The sequence below is a fragment of the Peribacillus sp. FSL E2-0159 genome, from assembly GCF_038643155.1.
Classification (GTDB): domain Bacteria; phylum Bacillota; class Bacilli; order Bacillales; family DSM-1321; genus Peribacillus; species Peribacillus simplex.
Window position 1 is genome coordinate 3,988,679 of sequence record NZ_CP152053.1, and the last position, 14,942, is coordinate 4,003,620.

The following is a 14,942-nucleotide window of genomic DNA, read 5'->3' on the forward strand; positions in this document are numbered from 1 at the left end:
TCCTTGACCTCTTCATTATTTACTGGCTACAAACAAGATTCTTTCGGTTTCCTTTGCAAGCGGTGCTTCTTCAAGATCCGCCATAATTTCTGAAACCGTAAAACCTGCTTGCTCCAACCACTTTTTATATTGTTCAACCGGATAGGTCCGTTGATAATGCAACTCATCAAAACGGTCATACAGACCGCTTTCATCGTCCCTTACGAAAAAACTTAAATCATGTTCCACACTGTATGGTTCTTCCCCCGGGAAGCAGTCCCATATATAGGATACTTCTTCACCATTGACAGCAAACGTATTATCACGAAAGATTTCTTCCATTTTATAAATGGAATGGATATCAAACAAGAATAATCCGCCATCCTTCAAATGCTCATGAACCCGGTTGAACGTCTTGATTATATCCTCCTCATCGCGAAGGTAGTTCAGCGAATCACAAAAAATCGTGACACAATCAAATTGGCCAAGTCCCTCGAGTTCTGCCATATTCTGCTGGAAAAGCGGAATCGATAATCCAAGCTTAACCGCTTTTTCATTAGCAACAAGAAGCATTTCATCAGATAAATCCACGCCGGTGACTTCGAATCCGTGTTGTGCCAATTCAACGGTCATTTCCCCGGTTCCACACGCTAAATCCAGGACTTTCCTTCCAACAATTCCGTACTGTTCCAGCTTCGCCGTAAGGATCATCAGCCATTTTTCATAAGGTGCGTCCTTCATCAATTCATCGTATACATAGGCAAAGCGTTCGTAAGTCATGAAGTCAGTTCACTCTCTAGATCTTCAAAAGGTGCATCTCCCCATAAACGTTCGAGGTTATAGTAGTTTCTTTCATCCTTATGGAATATGTGGGCCACTACATCGCCAAGATCCACAAGAACCCATTTCGCCTCGTCAAAACCTTCAAGACGCTTTATATTGATTCCTGATTCATCAGCTTTGCTCTTCATTTCACGAGCGATTGCTTGTACTTGTTTTTCAGAATTACCGTGGCAAATCAAAAAGTAATCCGCTACAAGAGAAATACCTTGCATGTTCAATGCCACGATATCCTCCGCTCTTTTATCATCTGCCGCTTTTGCTGCAATTACAAGAAGTTCACGTTCAGTCATTACATCTTCTCCTTCAAATTCATGATCAAATCATTATATGTCTTAAATGTGTCAGGGTAAATTGCCTGATTTCTTTTCATTAAAAAAACAACTGTATTCCTTAAAGCCTGGATGACAGCATGATCCAAATTTATCTTTGCTGTCTGCCTGACTTCGTCGACACCGGGAAAAGAACGTCCCGGCTCAATATAGTCAGCAAGGTATACGACTTTATCCAAAAGGCTCATGCCAACCCTGCCAGACGTGTGATAGGCAATCGCATCCAAGACTTCAGCGTCCTGAATGCCAGCTTCCTTTTTCACCAGATAAGCCCCGACAGGAGCGTGCCACAGCTCCATACTGTATTCAAGTAACGCCGGGTCCATTTTTTCAGCGATTATAATTTGCTCCATTTCCTCTTTTGGGCGAAATTTAGCATAATCATGGAAAATGGCTGCCAGTTCCGCTTTTTTGACGTCGGCACCATACCGTTCAGCAAGTTCAATCGCTGACTCGACCACACCCAAGGTATGAATGTACCTGCGCTCGGTAATTTGTTCTTTGACCAGCGCCAATGCTTTCTCACGATTCATATAAACCATTCCCTTTAATATACTTCACCACTGGATCTGCTATTAAATATTTCACGGTTTTTCCCGTTCTTAACTTCCTTCGTATCATGGAAGACGAAATGAACATCTGGGGGACTTTCACCATCGTGATTGGGTATACGGTATTTTCATTATATCCAGGGCGCTTCACCCCGACGAAATTAACCATATGCACCAGCTCGTCGATACGGTGCCAATTCGGTAAGTACTCAATCATATCTGCGCCAATTATGAAATAGTACTCATTGGTTGGCTCAAGTTCTTTCAGCAATTTTATTGTGTCATACGTATAAGATGTGCCTTTTCTTTCTATTTCAATACCCTCAATATAAAAAGATGGGTTTCCGGCTATCGCGTTTTCCAACATGGCAAGCCTGTCCATATCGGTTACTTCCTCCGACTTTTCCTTATGTGGAGGAACGTGATTTGGCATGAACCTGATTTCATCTAACTCAAGGGCATCCAGCACTTCATTCGCTATAATTAAATGCCCGATATGCGGAGGATTGAATGTACCACCAAGAATTCCAATTTTTTTCATAGATAGGTTCCTTAAGGTAATTTAAGTTGTTTGTTTTCTTTTGATTCTTTATACAGCACAATTGTGTTGCCGATAATCTGAACCAATTCCGCCCGTGCACCTTTAGATAAAGAAAGTCCCACATCATTGCGGTCCTCTTCACAGTTTTGTAAGATGCTGACCTTGATTAATTCACGTACTTCAAGCGCCTCACCAATTTGCTTGATGAGATTATCATTGACGCCGCCTTTACCAACTTGAAAAATTGGATTGAGGTGATGGGCCTTTGATCGTAAAAATCTTTTCTGTTTTCCTGTTAACATGTGTTACCTCCTAGTTTGTTCAAGACAATATCTGTCATTCTTGCTGTATCCGGCATAATGCCTGTCCATATCTCAAATGCAAGCGCGGCCTGGTTGATGAACATACCCAGACCATTTTGCGTTTCCGCCCCTTTTTCCCCAGCTTCACGCAGCAGCTTGGTTTGCAGAGGGTTATAGATGATATCACTGACAATTGCACCGGTTTTAAGCTGGTCGACCTTTAACGGTGAATGATCCAATTCCGGACTCATTCCAGAAGAAGTCGTTTGGATGATTAAATCATATTGTGATAAGCTTTCTTCCGCTTCGATAATCGAGAGTGCCTTCGATACTTTATCATATGGGCAATCAGAAACAAGCTGGGCCGCTCTTTCCTTTGTCCGGTTTGCAATATCAACTTGCTTTACCCCTTCTTTTACGAGGGTAAAATAAATCGCACGCGCAGCACCGCCCGCTCCGATCACTAACGTTTTTTTAGCCTTGATGTCACCTGATATTTCATCGCATAAAGATTTAAAAAATCCTTTTCCGTCTGTATTATACCCTATAAACCGACCATTTTTGTTAACAACCGTATTTACAGCCCCGATTGCAAGGGCAAGTTCATCCACTTCATCAAGGAAAGGGATGATTGAAGTCTTATGAGGAATCGTGATGTTAAACCCTTCTATACCAAGGGCTTTCATGCCTTTCACAGCATCGTTCAAACCTTCTTTCGTCACATGAAAATGATGATAAACCGCGTCTATATTTTCTTTTTCAAATGCATCATTATGAATGTCCGGTGACATCGAATGTGCAATTGGATCTCCCATTACCCCATATATCTTTTTCATAGACTAGACGACCCCTATATTTAGATTAATGATTTGCGAACGATCACATTGACGCCCTTTGGAACATGTGCAACGATTTTCGCTCCTGGCTCATTGACCGTCACCCAGCCAAGACCAGAAAACACAATATCCATTTTACCATCTTTCAAGGAAAATTCATGTGGAATCAGCTTCGGAAACTCCTCGATTTGTTCAGGCCGTGGGGGCGTCAGTAATTCCCCGGCATGGTTTTTATATAATTCATCGGCATTTTCCAGTTTCGTACGGTGAATATTCAATTCATTAGAAAGGTAGCAAGTCAGTGAACGCCTTCCGCCTGAGACATAGTCCAACCGGGCCAATCCTCCGAAAAATAGCGTCTGCCCTTCATTCAGTTGGTACACTCTCGGCTTGATTTCCTTTTTCGGCATAATCACCTTGAAGTCCCGTTTGTCGACATAGTGAGCCATTTGATGATGATTAATGATTCCTGGTGTATCGATCAATGCCTGTCCATCATCCAAAGGAATTTCGATCATATCCAACGTAGTACCAGGGAAGTGGGAAGTAGTGATGATATCACCTTCACCGCTCACTTCTTTTATAAGACGGTTGATGAAAGTCGATTTCCCTACATTCGTACAGCCCACCACATAGACATCTTTACCTTTTCGATACCGCTCAATCGCATCAGCAGCTTCAAGGATGTGCTTTCCCTTTTCCGCACTGACAAGCAGGACATCGATCGGGTTAAGACCCAATTCCTTGGACGATTGCTTCATCCAATTGATCAACTTGTTCGGTTTTACGGATTTAGGCAATAAATCAACCTTATTTCCAATCAGAAGAACATCATTTCTTCCTACAAATCGATGCAGGCCAGGCAGCCAGCTTCCATTGAAATCAAAAATATCGACGATTTTGACGATTAAAGAGTCGGTTTCGCCTACTTTATTCAAGATTTTCAAGAAGTCATCGTCTGTTAAGGATACATCCTGAACTTCGTTATAATGTTTCAATTTAAAGCAGCGCTGACAAACGATGCTCTCTTTCTCCAGAGCCGATTTAGGGGCAAAACCCAACTCCTTAGGATCTTCAGTCTGGACCTTGACACCGCAGCCGATGCACACTAATTCTTGATGATTGTTCAATTGTGATCCTCCCATTCTATCATTCCTTTTCGTTTAAAAAACGCCATGATCTTTCTTTCAAAATAACGATTGATTCTTGTTCTGAATTCGTCGGTTTGTGCCACAGGGACCACTAAGATCGTATGAAACCCGCCTCGGTTCCCTCCCAATACATCCGTCAATAACTGATCGCCGATTACCACCGTTTCTTCTAACTTCAATCCCATTGTCTTACGGGCTTTATGAAAAGCTTTTGCCATCGGTTTTCTAGCCTGGAAGATAAATGGAATTTGAAGTGGATCGGAAAAAGCCCGAACCCGATTTTCATTATTATTGGACACAATCGTCACTAAAATCCCATGATCCCGCATATTGTCGAACCATTTGATTAAATCGGGAGTGGCAGTTGGCCTGTCCCATTCAACGAGAGTATTATCCAAATCGGTAATGACTCCCTTAATCCCTCTTTTTTTCAATTCTTGAGGATCTATATTAAAAATGCTTTTAACATGTTCACTCGGCAAAAATAATTTAAGCATATTGGCACCTCTATATTTTCATTAAAATTTACCGTCTCCATCATATCGAATTTTCAGCTCACTTTCAAAAAAAATTAGGAAAGAAGGGCTGACGGTAAAAAAACATCATAATGTATGTTTTCAGATATGGAAAGGCATTTTTTATTAAAGAATGGGAAATTTGCAGGCAGACCAGAACCAAAGAACTAATTATTCATAAAAGATTTCGACAAAAATTTCATATATTCAACCTGTGGATAACTTTACTAACATTTTCCATACTGATGTGCACCATTTCGTTCACCTTGTAAACAACTTAACCACAGGTTATCCACTTTCAACTGTGGATAAGAGAACGATTGTTCTCCACGTTTATTTCTGATACAGTAGGGGTACATCAAGGAAGACTTATCAATATATGCAAGTAAACACCAAATTATTCCTCGCAATCCCTACTGGAGGTGAGCAGCCGTAAATGGCGTTCTGATGCAAAAACTATCTGATGACCTGTTGCTTGAATCCTATTTTAAAGCGCAGACCTTAAAGTTGAGTACCGATTTCATCCGCCTCATAGAAACGGAAATTCATCGAAGATCCTTAACGCATAAAATCCGATCAATATTTTAATATGAAATACATAGGCTGACATCAAATGTCAGCCTCTTATTTTCATTTGAAGTTAGACGGCTCTCATGAATCCGATTGTTTCACCCACACGGACATCTGCGGGAATGGAAATGTTTCCTTCAAGTTCAAAACTGCCTTTTTCAAAAAGAAGCACCACTGTAGACCCAAAGCTGAAATAAGAAAATTCCTGTCCTTTTTCCAATTCATCCGATTCATCAGTGATGACGATCGAATTTATGAACATGGCCCCGACTTTCACCATTGCCAGACTTCCCGCTTCATTTTGAAGTTCAGTTATTGTCCGATAATTTTTTGATAATGGCTCTTTTCCATATTTCATACCCCATTTATTAACAGGGTATGATTTCCTTCCAAGGGTCCAACGTTTGACTACAGAACCCTTGATTGGTGCATGGATCCGATGGTAATGACTCGGGCTTAAGTATAACACGAGATATTTGCCGCCTAAGTACTTTTCCAAAAAAAGCTCATCCCCTAGCATTTCCTCCATTGAATATACCTTTCCCTTAACGACGATCTTTTTATCAGCGCGTATCTCCCCTGAATCCTCGAGAACACCGTCCACAGGACAAGCTACCGCAGAAGGAACTGCCGTTATTGGCCTGGCGTCCGCCTTTAACTGCCTTGTAAATAGCTCGTGAAGATTGGTATAAGCTTTTAACTCCTTACCAAATTCCTGTTGATTAAGGTTGAATGTTCTTACATAAAATAAAATTAAGGGCCTGCTCCAACGAGATTGGCTAAAATGCTTTAATAAACCTGATGAATACTGACCATTCGTCAGTTCAATAAGAATGCGATACAAAGACTGAAACAAATAAAACCACTCCAAATTGTAAAATTATTCTAAAATTCCCTTGCATAAATTGTGTTAAATAAAATATTATTATATAATAAATACTTATGTTTAATATACTTTGTTTTAATTTGTTTCATTTGAAAGGAGTGAAAAGATGTTTTTATTACACGCCCTAGATCAAACCATTAAAAAATTGAAAGCACAAACAGCAAATATACTTACTTTAATGAACTTATCCCTTGGTGGATTTGCAATAATTGCCGTGATGCACGGCCAATTGAATTTAAGCCTGCTTTTAATCTTCCTGGCTGCCCTTGCAGATCGCTTTGACGGTATGGTTGCACGGAAGTTCAACATTGAATCGGAATTGGGTAAGCAACTTGATTCCATGTGTGACATCATATCCTTTGGCGTCGCACCAGCTCTATTATTATACCAAGGAATATTAATAGAATTCGGAGCACCTGGCACACTCTTCACGGTTTTCTATATTGGCTGTGGCGCATTTCGTCTCGCCCGCTTCAATATCAGTGAAAGCAATGGATATTTTACAGGAGTGCCCATTACGGTTGCAGGCTGCATCGCTACGTTAAGTTATCTAGCCATCCCGTATTTCCATCCGGTCTTTTTCTTATCCCTCATGATTATATTATCATTACTTATGGTCAGTCCATTTAAAATGAAGAAAGTTTAAATAAGAAAGCGGATGTCCTTAACCGGACATCCGCTTTTTTCGTTCATATTCCAGCTAAACTCCTTCTTATGCTTTTCGGACTAGGGGATCGGTCAAACGCATGAATTCTTCTACATCCTCCATACAGGCATTGACCGCTTCTTCCCAAAAATCCCTGGTCTTTAAATCGACGCCTAAATGTTTCTCTGCCAAATCCTCGACCTTCATGGAACCGGTATCCTTTAATAGAGCGATATATTTTTCTTCGAATCCTGCAGGTTCCCTCAGGGCATTCGCGTATATGCCTAATGAGAATAAGTATCCGAATGTGTACGGAAAATTATAAAATGGTACACCTGAAATATAAAAATGGAGCTTTGAAGCCCAGAACGTTGGATTATAATCACTTAAAGCATCGCCATAAGCTTCTTTTTGTGCATCGACCATCAGTTCATTCAACCGTTCGGCACTTACATATCCTTGTTTCCTTTCATCATAAAACCTTGTTTCGAATAAGTAGCGGGCATGGATATTCATCAATAATGCCACGGAACGCTGAATCTTATCTTCTAAAAGCACCAGCTTTTCTTCCTCACTGGCCGCTTCCTTCACAGCTGCATCCGCTACGACCATTTCAGCAAATGTAGAGGCGGTTTCAGCCACATTCATTGCATATGACCGATTCAATGGATGGATATCCCTCATCGCATAAGAATGGAATGCATGTCCCAATTCATGAGCCAATGTCGATACATTGGATGGGGTGCCCGAATACGTCATGAAAATTCTTGACTGCTTATTTAATGGAAAGCCGGTGCAAAAACCGCCTGGTCTCTTACCTGGTCTGTCCTCAGCTTCAATCCAGCTGTCTTCAAAAGCTTTTTGGGTGAAGTTTGCTAATTGAGAGCCGAACTTAGAGAATTGCTGTATGATGAAGTCTGCACCTTCTTGATAATCCATTACTTTGGACTCTGCTGTAACAGCGAGCGGTGCATCCAAATCCGCCCAACTTAATTTATCCAAATCCAGTAACTCCGCTTTCCTTTGTAAAAACTTCACAAGCGGCTCCTTATGATCGGCGATTACATTCCACATGCTTTCGAGGGTTTCTTTTTTCATCCTCCCTATTTCAAGAGGCTCTTTCAAAATATCATCCCAGCCCCTTTTTTCATTCACACTGAGACGGAATCCTGCCAAGTGGTTCAAAGTCCGGGCAAAAAGGTCACTTTTTTCCTCCCAAGCCTGTTCCCACGCAGTAAATAATTCTTTCCGTGCCCTTTCATCAGGATCAGAAAATTTATTCGCCGCTTGACCTACTGAAAGCTTTTCACCCTTATAAGGAATGGTCATTGATCCGACGATCGTATCATACATTTGGCTCCAACCTTCGAAACCGTCCATGGCCAATTGGGTGATTAATGATTCTTCCTTCACGGAAAGCTTTTCCTTTGCCTTTTCCCGACGTTCATTCAATACGAATTTCAATTCATTCAATGGTTCTTTTTCGAGGATTTTTTTAAAAAACGCATCATCAAGCTGTATCAACTTTTCATCCAGCTTGCTTAACACCATTTTTAGTGAAGCGACTATCTTCATTTGTTTGATCCGCAGCTGACCAGCCTTTTTATCCTGCGCATTTTGAGCTTCCAGGCATCCAATGAAAGCACTTGCCTGTGAAGATTTCATATTTGTATTTTTAAAAAGATCAAATGCCTGGATTAAACTGATTTCATCATTTCCTTCTGGATTGATATTGCTTACAAGTCGGTCTAATTCTTTTACCTCATCGTTAATTTCATCTAAAAAAGTCAGGAACTCCTTAGAAGAGCTTCCTCCTTTAAAAAAGATATCCAAATCCCACGTCAAAGAATATCCCATCCTGCATTGCCCCCTTTTTATCACTAATCCCATTATAGAGGTTATTTCAATATTTTTCTAATTAAAAGGAATTTTCAGTATTTTTGTCAGAACATTTTTCTATATCCCGAATTAAAAGCATGTTATGATGAATATATTCTTGGGAAAGGGGTGGTTGATTCATATGAAATTCTTTATTCACATGTCTGCCATCATCCTGCTCCTTTGGACACTACCCATACAGTTCCATCATCATGCACAGCAGCTAACCATTGAAGAACATACCGATGTTCATCATTGGGATAAGGCAGACAAGAAACAGCCTTTCGTGCCTTCCTTTAGTTCCTGGCAGTCACTAATCATTATTCTCATTTTCGAATTTTCCATTTTAAGTTTTCTATATTTTCACTCAAATCTTCGCCAACGATATCTCAATCCGGTTTTTTTTCAGGCGAATTACGTAGCCTTACGCTCTGACATTTTATAAATAAATAAAATGGAGGAGTGATTCATATGTGGTTTCGACTAATTATGGTAGGTGTCTTTTCTTTAACCGCTTCACGTCTGTTCCTTTTTCAGGGAATCGAGATTTATCATGCATTTGCAGATTTGATCAGAAATAAATATTAAAAATAAAGAGTGCGGGGAAATTTCCCCGCACTCTCTTTAACTTTTACCATTCCTATCCTTTAGCTTTCTTTTCCTTCTCTTTTTCTGCTCTGTAAAATTCGTGGAACATCTTCATCAAGGCACGTTTTTCGATCCTTGATACATAACTGCGGGAAATACCAAGCTCTTTAGCGATTTCCCTCTGGGTTTTTTCCTTTTTCAAATCCAGTCCGAACCTGCCTACAATGACTTCCTTTTCGCGTTCATCCAAAATATCAATATACTTTTTCACTTTTTCAATTTCCATATTGAGCTGAATCGTATCGATGACATCTTCCGATTCCGATTTCAGTACATCGATTAAACTGATTTCATTTCCTTCTTTATCTTGACCGATCGGATCATGCAGGGAAATATCTTTCTTCGTTTTCTTTGTCGCTCGTAAATGCATCAAGATCTCATTCTCAATGCATCGCGCCGCATATGTGGCCAGCTTCGTACCCTTCCCATCCGAATAACTCTCAATGGCCTTTATCAAACCAATTGTCCCAATCGAAATCAAATCCTCTGTATCTTCGCCCGTATTCTCGAACTTCTTGACGATATGGGCAACAAGCCTGAGATTATGCTCGATCAGGATGTTACGGGCATCACCGTCTCCCTCACTCATAAGCTTCAGATATTTCTTTTCATCCTGAGATGACAAGGGCTGGGGAAAAGCGTTGTTTTTCACATAGGAAACGAATAAGTAAAATTCTTTGATAATATAACCGACAACTGTAAGTATTCCGGGCATTGGTTTCATCCCCCGTTTCTTTGGCTTCCCTATTCATACCTATGCAACATTGGGCTTGTTCGTGTCTGTCCCACTAAAAGAAATCATGAAAGTGTAAAATGTTCAAACCAGCTTGGATGAATTCCCAAACGAACGAAGGGAAATGTTCATATAATGATAGGGAAATTTTTAGGGAAAGGGGGTTTTTACAATGGGATATAACTATGGACCATACGGATGCAGCTATGGTTATCCGGCTCCTGCTCCTTGTTATGCAGGGGCCGGTTACGGCTTTGGTTATGGCCTGTTTATTGTCCTCTTGATTTTATTGCTCATTTTCGGGTTTTGGTGGTTGCCAGGATGTGGATTTGGTTATGGAGGATCAGGTCCGTGCTGCTAATTCAGGCAAAGAAAAAACTCGGCCTGAGTGCCGAGTTTTCCATTTTACATATTCATTTCTTATGTTGCAGTTCCGAGTTAATCTGCGTCATGACCATTAATCAACATACCTTCAATTTTTCATGTTTCCAATGGCCTTTTCCGCTGTATATAAACATACAAACCATGGCAATGCACCGGAAAATCCGTTAGCCGGTATCCTTCTCCTGCCAATAGCAACGCTTCTCTCCTTTTACGTATAACAATTTCATCATATTAACCTCCACCTTTCTTGAATACATTTTTATGAAACGGGATACCAACCTCGTATATTTTTAGAAAAAAGGACGATGCTTCATCGCTTTATCTAGATGTTCTTCTCGAATCTTGTGGATTCTCTCCTGTTGCAAACATTCCTCGGCAGTCATTTTTTTCATTTTAATCGTGATTGTGAAAAAAAGCATATTTAGTGTCATAATATCACCTCCTTTAAGGGAGCGGCCCAACAAAAAGGCATAAAAAGGCCGCAGAAAGTTACGTCCTCCTGCGGGATTTTTTAGAAAATATAAAAAGGCCGCAGGATAAAACACTTCTCCCTGCGGCCGCTATGTCTGAATGATTAATAAAGCCAAATTGCTTTAGAAATATTCCGCTTGGCACAGGTCGAATGGTATGTGATTGTCATTTGAAACGGACCGGCTAGTAGTGGCGACTCCATATAGATACAATGTCATTTTCTTCGACCTCCTTTGGAATATTTTTTATTACTTGGTAAGTATATCCATAAATTCAATATTTGTAAACGGCTTTTGCCCATTTTTTTGAAACTTCTATCTTTTTACCCATTTCCAAGAGCAATTATTACCTTAAAGGAGGCAAGTAGTATGATAAATCTGCCCCTATACTGGCAACAACGTCTGAAAAACAAAAAAACCTGATTCTTTTAAAGAATCAGGTTTGCTTCTATTGTTGTAAAGAGTCCTGGTCATCCATTTCGGCCAAGATCTTTTTATATTTTTTGGATAATCGGAAAAATACTATGGATATGCCCAGGAACATTATTGTCGCTCCCATATAGACATATGTGTCAATCATCGTTTTGTCGCCAGAGGGAAGGATGGTTCCTAAATAGAAGAACGAACCCACACATAACAAAGTGATCGCAAATTGTTTAAAATCGACCATTTTCGAACGCAGCATTGCCGCCGTTTGTTTTTTGCGGTTTTTCATGCCATTCCACCTTCTTTCAAGCTAATAAGATATCGATATCTCATTCTACCATATTTATTCCAAATGACAGGGTGTAAATAATGGCAGTCAGCTTTGAAGCGGTCCCTCCCCGATTATCCTTGTAGCGCTTGTTCCAAGTCTTCCAATAAGTCTTCTACGTCTTCCAGACCAACTGAAATGCGAATCAACCCATCGGTTATTCCAAGGTCTGCACGGCGCTCAGCTGGAATGGAAGCATGTGTCATCAAGGCTGGAATGGAAATTAAGCTCTCCACCGCCCCCAGACTTTCCGCAAGTGTAAAGAATCTCACTTTATTCAAAACGGACTCGGCTTTTTCGGCACTGCCGACATCAAATGAAACCATACCGCCGAATCCACGTGATTGTTTTTTGGCAATATCATGATTTGGGTGGTTTTCAAGACCTGGGTAATAGATTTTCGAAACATCTTTATGCCCGGATAGGAAACGTACGATTTCAGATGTATTTTTTTCATGTTCTTCCATCCTGATTCCGAGCGTTTTAATGCCTCGCATCAACAACCATGAATCCTGGGGCCCTAGCACGCCTCCTGTAGAGTTTTGGATGAAATGAAGGTCATTGCCAAGTTTATCATCATTCACCACGACAAGACCCGCTACAACATCGCTGTGTCCCCCCAGGTACTTCGTAGCGCTATGAAGTACGATGTCGGCTCCAAGTGTAAGTGGATTTTGCCAATATGGCGTACTGAAGGTATTATCCACAATGGTGAGGATGCCGTTTTCTTTAGCTATTTTTGATACTTCTTCCAGATCGGTTATTTTCAATAATGGATTCGTCGGGGTTTCAATGAACAGTGCCTTCGTATTGTCCCTTATCTCTTTTTCGATCGAGTCTATGTCACTCGTATTGATGAACGTAGCTTCCACCCCGAAGCGGTTAAGCACTTTAGTGATGACCCGGAAAGACCCTCCATACACGTCATCGGTCATCAATACATGATCACCTTGACTGAACAGCATCATGACCGCGGTCATCGCTGCCATTCCTGATCCGAAGGCGAAACCTCTTTTTCCTTCTTCGAGATCCTTGATCAACTCTTCGAGGGCATGGCGGGTTGGGTTGCCCGTACGTGAATATTCATATCCCCGATGATTCCCCGGACCATCCTGTTTATAGGTGCTCACTTGATAAATCGGCACCGAAACCGCTCCTGTTTTTTCATCACCAAAAATGCCGCCATGGATCAATTGTGTTTTTTTTCTCATTTTACATACCTCCCTGATAAATTTTTTTGCTTAAGTATCGTTCACTGGAATCCGGAAATATGACGACGATATTCGACCCCCGGGAAGCTCTGGCTGCTTCTTTCATGGCCGCTGCAAATGCCGCGCCGGAAGAACTTCCGACAAGCAGGCCTTCTTTAATCGCCAATTCCTTTACCATATGGAAAGCGTCACGATCGCTTATCGTATGGATTTGATCAAAATACGTTTCATCCATATAGGCAGGTAAAAATTCCATCCCGATCCCCTCTGTTTTATGGGGTCCTGCTTTGCCGCCATTTAAAATCGATCCTTCTGGTTCGACAATGACCGTTTTGACAGCAGCGTTCTTTTCTTTTATATATCGCGATGTTCCCATGAATGTTCCGCCCGTCCCGGCACCGGCAACAAACACATCCACATCGCCTTCCATCTGTTCCCATATTTCAGGTCCCAGCGTTTTATAATATGCATCAGGATTGGATGGGTTGGCGAACTGCTGGGGACAATAAGATCCCGGAATTTCAGCCAGCAGTGCCTTAGCCTTGGCGATTGCTCCTGTCATCCCTTCCTCTGTCGGGGTCTGGATCACATTCGCTCCAAGGGCACGCATCAATTCCTGTTTCTCGGCACTGAATTTCTCCGGAACGCAAAATATCACGTCCACTCCACTGTTTATCGCAGCCAACGCCAAGCCAATTCCAGTATTTCCGGCAGTCGGTTCGATGATCGTCCCGCCCTTTTTCACCTTCCCTGTCTTTAATGCTTGGGCTAACAGTTCTTGACCAAGCCGATCCTTCACACTGCCCCCCGGATTAAAGTATTCCAGTTTGGCAAATATACGAACTTCATCCTGAAGCGGGAAATGGGTGATTTCCATCATCGGCGTTTCCCCTATCAACTCATGAATGTTTTGAAAGACTTTCATATTCGGACATCCTTTCATAGTTATCCTACCAATTTAATAAGGATTATGCAATAAATAATGATCAGCAGAAAGGCTTCCGCTGATCACTTACCATTCATTTCATTTTTTCAACCATTTTCAAAATCAGTGCCGCTGAATGAAGAGCCGCTGTTTCCAGGAATTTATCAAAGGAAATATTCGACTCCTTACCTGCGATATCCGAAAGGGAACGAATGATGACAAACGGTGTTTTGAATTGGAAGGCTACCTGTGCAATGGCTGCGGCTTCCATTTCCACCGCGTATAAATCAGAGAATTTCCCTCTGACGAATTCAACCCTTACAGGATCATTCATGAAAGAATCCCCCGTCACGATCAACCCTTTCGCCACTTGTATATCCTCGATTTCTTTTGCTGCTTCTTCTGCGATTGCGAAAAGCTTTTCATCCGGGATGAAAGCTGCAGGCAGCTGAGGGACTTGACCGTACTCATATCCAAAAATCGTCACATCGACATCATGGTGCCGTACTTCCGTGGATATGACCACATCTCCTACATTAAGTGCTGGATGATAACCGCCGGCTGAGCCAGTATTGATGACAGCATCCGGTTTGAATTTTTCTAACAGGATCGCAGTGGACATTGCCGCGTTCACTTTACCGATTCCCGATTTAAGCAAAATGACCTCGACACCATTCAGTGTGCCTGTATTGAACTCGGAACCGGCAATGCTCACCTGCTCCAAACCTTCCAATTTATCACGTAAAATCGTAACTTCTTCTTCCATTGCTCCGATTATGGCTACTTTCAT

Annotated in this window: 19 protein-coding genes; 3 read left to right on the plus strand and 16 right to left on the minus strand. The window is 41.4% G+C overall.

Annotated elements, in window-relative coordinates:
- Positions 1–15: 15 nt before the first annotated feature.
- From NYE63_RS19470 to NYE63_RS19505, 8 genes are read right to left on the minus strand one after another with little or no spacing between them, the layout of a single operon-like run.
- A complete protein-coding gene (locus NYE63_RS19470; RefSeq protein ID WP_342602349.1) occupies positions 16–759 on the minus strand; it encodes a class I SAM-dependent methyltransferase in 744 nt (247 codons plus the stop codon).
- Positions 756–1,112: a ribosome silencing factor gene (gene rsfS / locus NYE63_RS19475; RefSeq protein WP_063232984.1), complete on the minus strand. Its 357-nt coding sequence runs from the start codon at positions 1,110–1,112 to the stop codon at positions 756–758. The genes NYE63_RS19470 and rsfS overlap by 4 nt, the downstream gene beginning before the upstream one ends.
- Positions 1,112–1,684, minus strand: coding sequence for a bis(5'-nucleosyl)-tetraphosphatase (symmetrical) YqeK (gene yqeK / locus NYE63_RS19480; RefSeq protein WP_342602350.1), 573 nt, complete (start codon positions 1,682–1,684; stop codon positions 1,112–1,114). The genes rsfS and yqeK overlap by 1 nt, the downstream gene beginning before the upstream one ends.
- Complete coding sequence (locus tag NYE63_RS19485; protein ID WP_063232982.1) at positions 1,674–2,243, minus strand: nicotinate-nucleotide adenylyltransferase; 570 nt, start codon at positions 2,241–2,243, stop codon at positions 1,674–1,676. Before NYE63_RS19485 ends, yqeK begins: the two co-directional genes overlap by 11 nt.
- An 11-nt stretch (positions 2,244–2,254) precedes the next feature.
- Positions 2,255–2,545, minus strand: a complete 291-nt coding sequence (gene yhbY, locus NYE63_RS19490) for a ribosome assembly RNA-binding protein YhbY (RefSeq protein WP_098369748.1) — start codon at positions 2,543–2,545, stop codon at positions 2,255–2,257.
- The gene (gene aroE, locus NYE63_RS19495) at positions 2,539–3,381 is read right to left on the minus strand and encodes a shikimate dehydrogenase (RefSeq protein WP_342602351.1); all 843 of its coding nucleotides are present in this window, start codon (positions 3,379–3,381) and stop codon (positions 2,539–2,541) included. The genes yhbY and aroE overlap by 7 nt, the downstream gene beginning before the upstream one ends.
- A gap of 20 nt (positions 3,382–3,401) precedes the next feature.
- The gene (yqeH, locus tag NYE63_RS19500; RefSeq protein ID WP_061464132.1) at positions 3,402–4,526 is read right to left on the minus strand and encodes a ribosome biogenesis GTPase YqeH; all 1,125 of its coding nucleotides are present in this window, start codon (positions 4,524–4,526) and stop codon (positions 3,402–3,404) included.
- On the minus strand, positions 4,508–5,029 hold the full coding sequence (locus tag NYE63_RS19505; protein WP_342602352.1) for a YqeG family HAD IIIA-type phosphatase: 522 nt from the start codon (positions 5,027–5,029) through the stop codon (positions 4,508–4,510). The genes yqeH and NYE63_RS19505 overlap by 19 nt, the downstream gene beginning before the upstream one ends.
- Before the next feature lie 465 nt (positions 5,030–5,494).
- On the opposite strand from NYE63_RS19505, the gene NYE63_RS19510 reads away from it, so the two are divergent.
- Positions 5,495–5,635, plus strand: a complete 141-nt coding sequence (locus NYE63_RS19510; RefSeq protein WP_342602353.1) for a sporulation histidine kinase inhibitor Sda — start codon at positions 5,495–5,497, stop codon at positions 5,633–5,635.
- Positions 5,636–5,687: 52 nt separating this feature from the next.
- On the opposite strand, the gene NYE63_RS19515 is transcribed toward NYE63_RS19510, so the two are convergent.
- Complete coding sequence (locus NYE63_RS19515; protein ID WP_342602354.1) at positions 5,688–6,473, minus strand: phosphatidylserine decarboxylase; 786 nt, start codon at positions 6,471–6,473, stop codon at positions 5,688–5,690.
- Positions 6,474–6,609: 136 nt separating this feature from the next.
- Here NYE63_RS19515 and pssA point away from each other — a divergent pair, with 136 nt between their 5' ends.
- Positions 6,610–7,149 carry a CDP-diacylglycerol--serine O-phosphatidyltransferase gene (gene pssA / locus NYE63_RS19520; RefSeq protein ID WP_342602355.1) on the plus strand — a complete coding sequence of 180 codons (540 nt, stop codon included), beginning with the start codon at positions 6,610–6,612 and terminating at the stop codon, positions 7,147–7,149.
- Between the two features lie 66 nt (positions 7,150–7,215).
- On the opposite strand, the gene NYE63_RS19525 is transcribed toward pssA, so the two are convergent.
- On the minus strand, positions 7,216–9,006 hold the full coding sequence (locus NYE63_RS19525; protein ID WP_342602356.1) for a M3 family oligoendopeptidase: 1,791 nt from the start codon (positions 9,004–9,006) through the stop codon (positions 7,216–7,218).
- Positions 9,007–9,667: 661 nt separating this feature from the next.
- Complete coding sequence (gene sigK / locus NYE63_RS19530) at positions 9,668–10,390, minus strand: RNA polymerase sporulation sigma factor SigK (protein ID WP_034308596.1); 723 nt, start codon at positions 10,388–10,390, stop codon at positions 9,668–9,670.
- 190 nt (positions 10,391–10,580) lie between these two features.
- Here sigK and NYE63_RS19535 point away from each other — a divergent pair, with 190 nt between their 5' ends.
- Positions 10,581–10,769 (plus strand): sporulation protein YjcZ, encoded by a 189-nt coding sequence (locus tag NYE63_RS19535; protein WP_342602357.1) that lies wholly within the window; start codon positions 10,581–10,583, stop codon positions 10,767–10,769.
- Positions 10,770–11,082: 313 nt separating this feature from the next.
- Here NYE63_RS19535 and NYE63_RS19540 read toward each other — a convergent pair whose 3' ends face one another.
- The 5 genes from NYE63_RS19540 to mtnN all read right to left on the minus strand — a co-directional run bounded on the left by NYE63_RS19540 (position 11,083) and on the right by mtnN (position 14,942).
- The gene (locus NYE63_RS19540; RefSeq protein WP_072273247.1) at positions 11,083–11,223 is read right to left on the minus strand and encodes a YrzI family small protein; all 141 of its coding nucleotides are present in this window, start codon (positions 11,221–11,223) and stop codon (positions 11,083–11,085) included.
- Between the two features lie 487 nt (positions 11,224–11,710).
- Positions 11,711–11,977: a YrhC family protein gene (locus NYE63_RS19545; protein WP_342602358.1), complete on the minus strand. Its 267-nt coding sequence runs from the start codon at positions 11,975–11,977 to the stop codon at positions 11,711–11,713.
- A gap of 113 nt (positions 11,978–12,090) precedes the next feature.
- Positions 12,091–13,227: a bifunctional cystathionine gamma-lyase/homocysteine desulfhydrase gene (locus tag NYE63_RS19550; protein ID WP_342602359.1), complete on the minus strand. Its 1,137-nt coding sequence runs from the start codon at positions 13,225–13,227 to the stop codon at positions 12,091–12,093.
- Position 13,228: 1 nt separating this feature from the next.
- A complete protein-coding gene (locus NYE63_RS19555) occupies positions 13,229–14,152 on the minus strand; it encodes a cysteine synthase family protein (RefSeq protein ID WP_342602360.1) in 924 nt (307 codons plus the stop codon).
- Positions 14,153–14,246: 94 nt separating this feature from the next.
- Positions 14,247–14,942 carry a 5'-methylthioadenosine/S-adenosylhomocysteine nucleosidase gene (mtnN, locus tag NYE63_RS19560; protein ID WP_342602361.1) on the minus strand — a complete coding sequence of 232 codons (696 nt, stop codon included), beginning with the start codon at positions 14,940–14,942 and terminating at the stop codon, positions 14,247–14,249.

Coding starts and splice junctions, on each gene's coding strand:
- NYE63_RS19540 (WP_072273247.1), bottom strand. CDS start 11,223: ATGACACTAAATATGCTTTTTTTCACAATCACGATTAAAATGAAAAAA.
- NYE63_RS19555 (WP_342602360.1), bottom strand. CDS start 14,152: ATGAAAGTCTTTCAAAACATTCATGAGTTGATAGGGGAAACGCCGATG.
- NYE63_RS19525 (WP_342602356.1), bottom strand. CDS start 9,006: ATGGGATATTCTTTGACGTGGGATTTGGATATCTTTTTTAAAGGAGGA.
- NYE63_RS19485 (WP_063232982.1), bottom strand. CDS start 2,243: ATGAAAAAAATTGGAATTCTTGGTGGTACATTCAATCCTCCGCATATC.
- yqeK (WP_342602350.1), bottom strand. CDS start 1,684: ATGAATCGTGAGAAAGCATTGGCGCTGGTCAAAGAACAAATTACCGAG.
- sigK (WP_034308596.1), bottom strand. CDS start 10,390: ATGCCCGGAATACTTACAGTTGTCGGTTATATTATCAAAGAATTTTAC.
- rsfS (WP_063232984.1), bottom strand. CDS start 1,112: ATGACTGAACGTGAACTTCTTGTAATTGCAGCAAAAGCGGCAGATGAT.
- NYE63_RS19505 (WP_342602352.1), bottom strand. CDS start 5,029: ATGCTTAAATTATTTTTGCCGAGTGAACATGTTAAAAGCATTTTTAAT.
- NYE63_RS19470 (WP_342602349.1), bottom strand. CDS start 759: ATGACTTACGAACGCTTTGCCTATGTATACGATGAATTGATGAAGGAC.
- yhbY (WP_098369748.1), bottom strand. CDS start 2,545: ATGTTAACAGGAAAACAGAAAAGATTTTTACGATCAAAGGCCCATCAC.
- NYE63_RS19510 (WP_342602353.1), top strand. CDS start 5,495: ATGCAAAAACTATCTGATGACCTGTTGCTTGAATCCTATTTTAAAGCG.
- mtnN (WP_342602361.1), bottom strand. CDS start 14,942: ATGAAAGTAGCCATAATCGGAGCAATGGAAGAAGAAGTTACGATTTTA.
- NYE63_RS19550 (WP_342602359.1), bottom strand. CDS start 13,227: ATGAGAAAAAAAACACAATTGATCCATGGCGGCATTTTTGGTGATGAA.
- NYE63_RS19535 (WP_342602357.1), top strand. CDS start 10,581: ATGGGATATAACTATGGACCATACGGATGCAGCTATGGTTATCCGGCT.
- aroE (WP_342602351.1), bottom strand. CDS start 3,381: ATGAAAAAGATATATGGGGTAATGGGAGATCCAATTGCACATTCGATG.
- yqeH (WP_061464132.1), bottom strand. CDS start 4,526: ATGGGAGGATCACAATTGAACAATCATCAAGAATTAGTGTGCATCGGC.
- NYE63_RS19545 (WP_342602358.1), bottom strand. CDS start 11,977: ATGAAAAACCGCAAAAAACAAACGGCGGCAATGCTGCGTTCGAAAATG.
- pssA (WP_342602355.1), top strand. CDS start 6,610: ATGTTTTTATTACACGCCCTAGATCAAACCATTAAAAAATTGAAAGCA.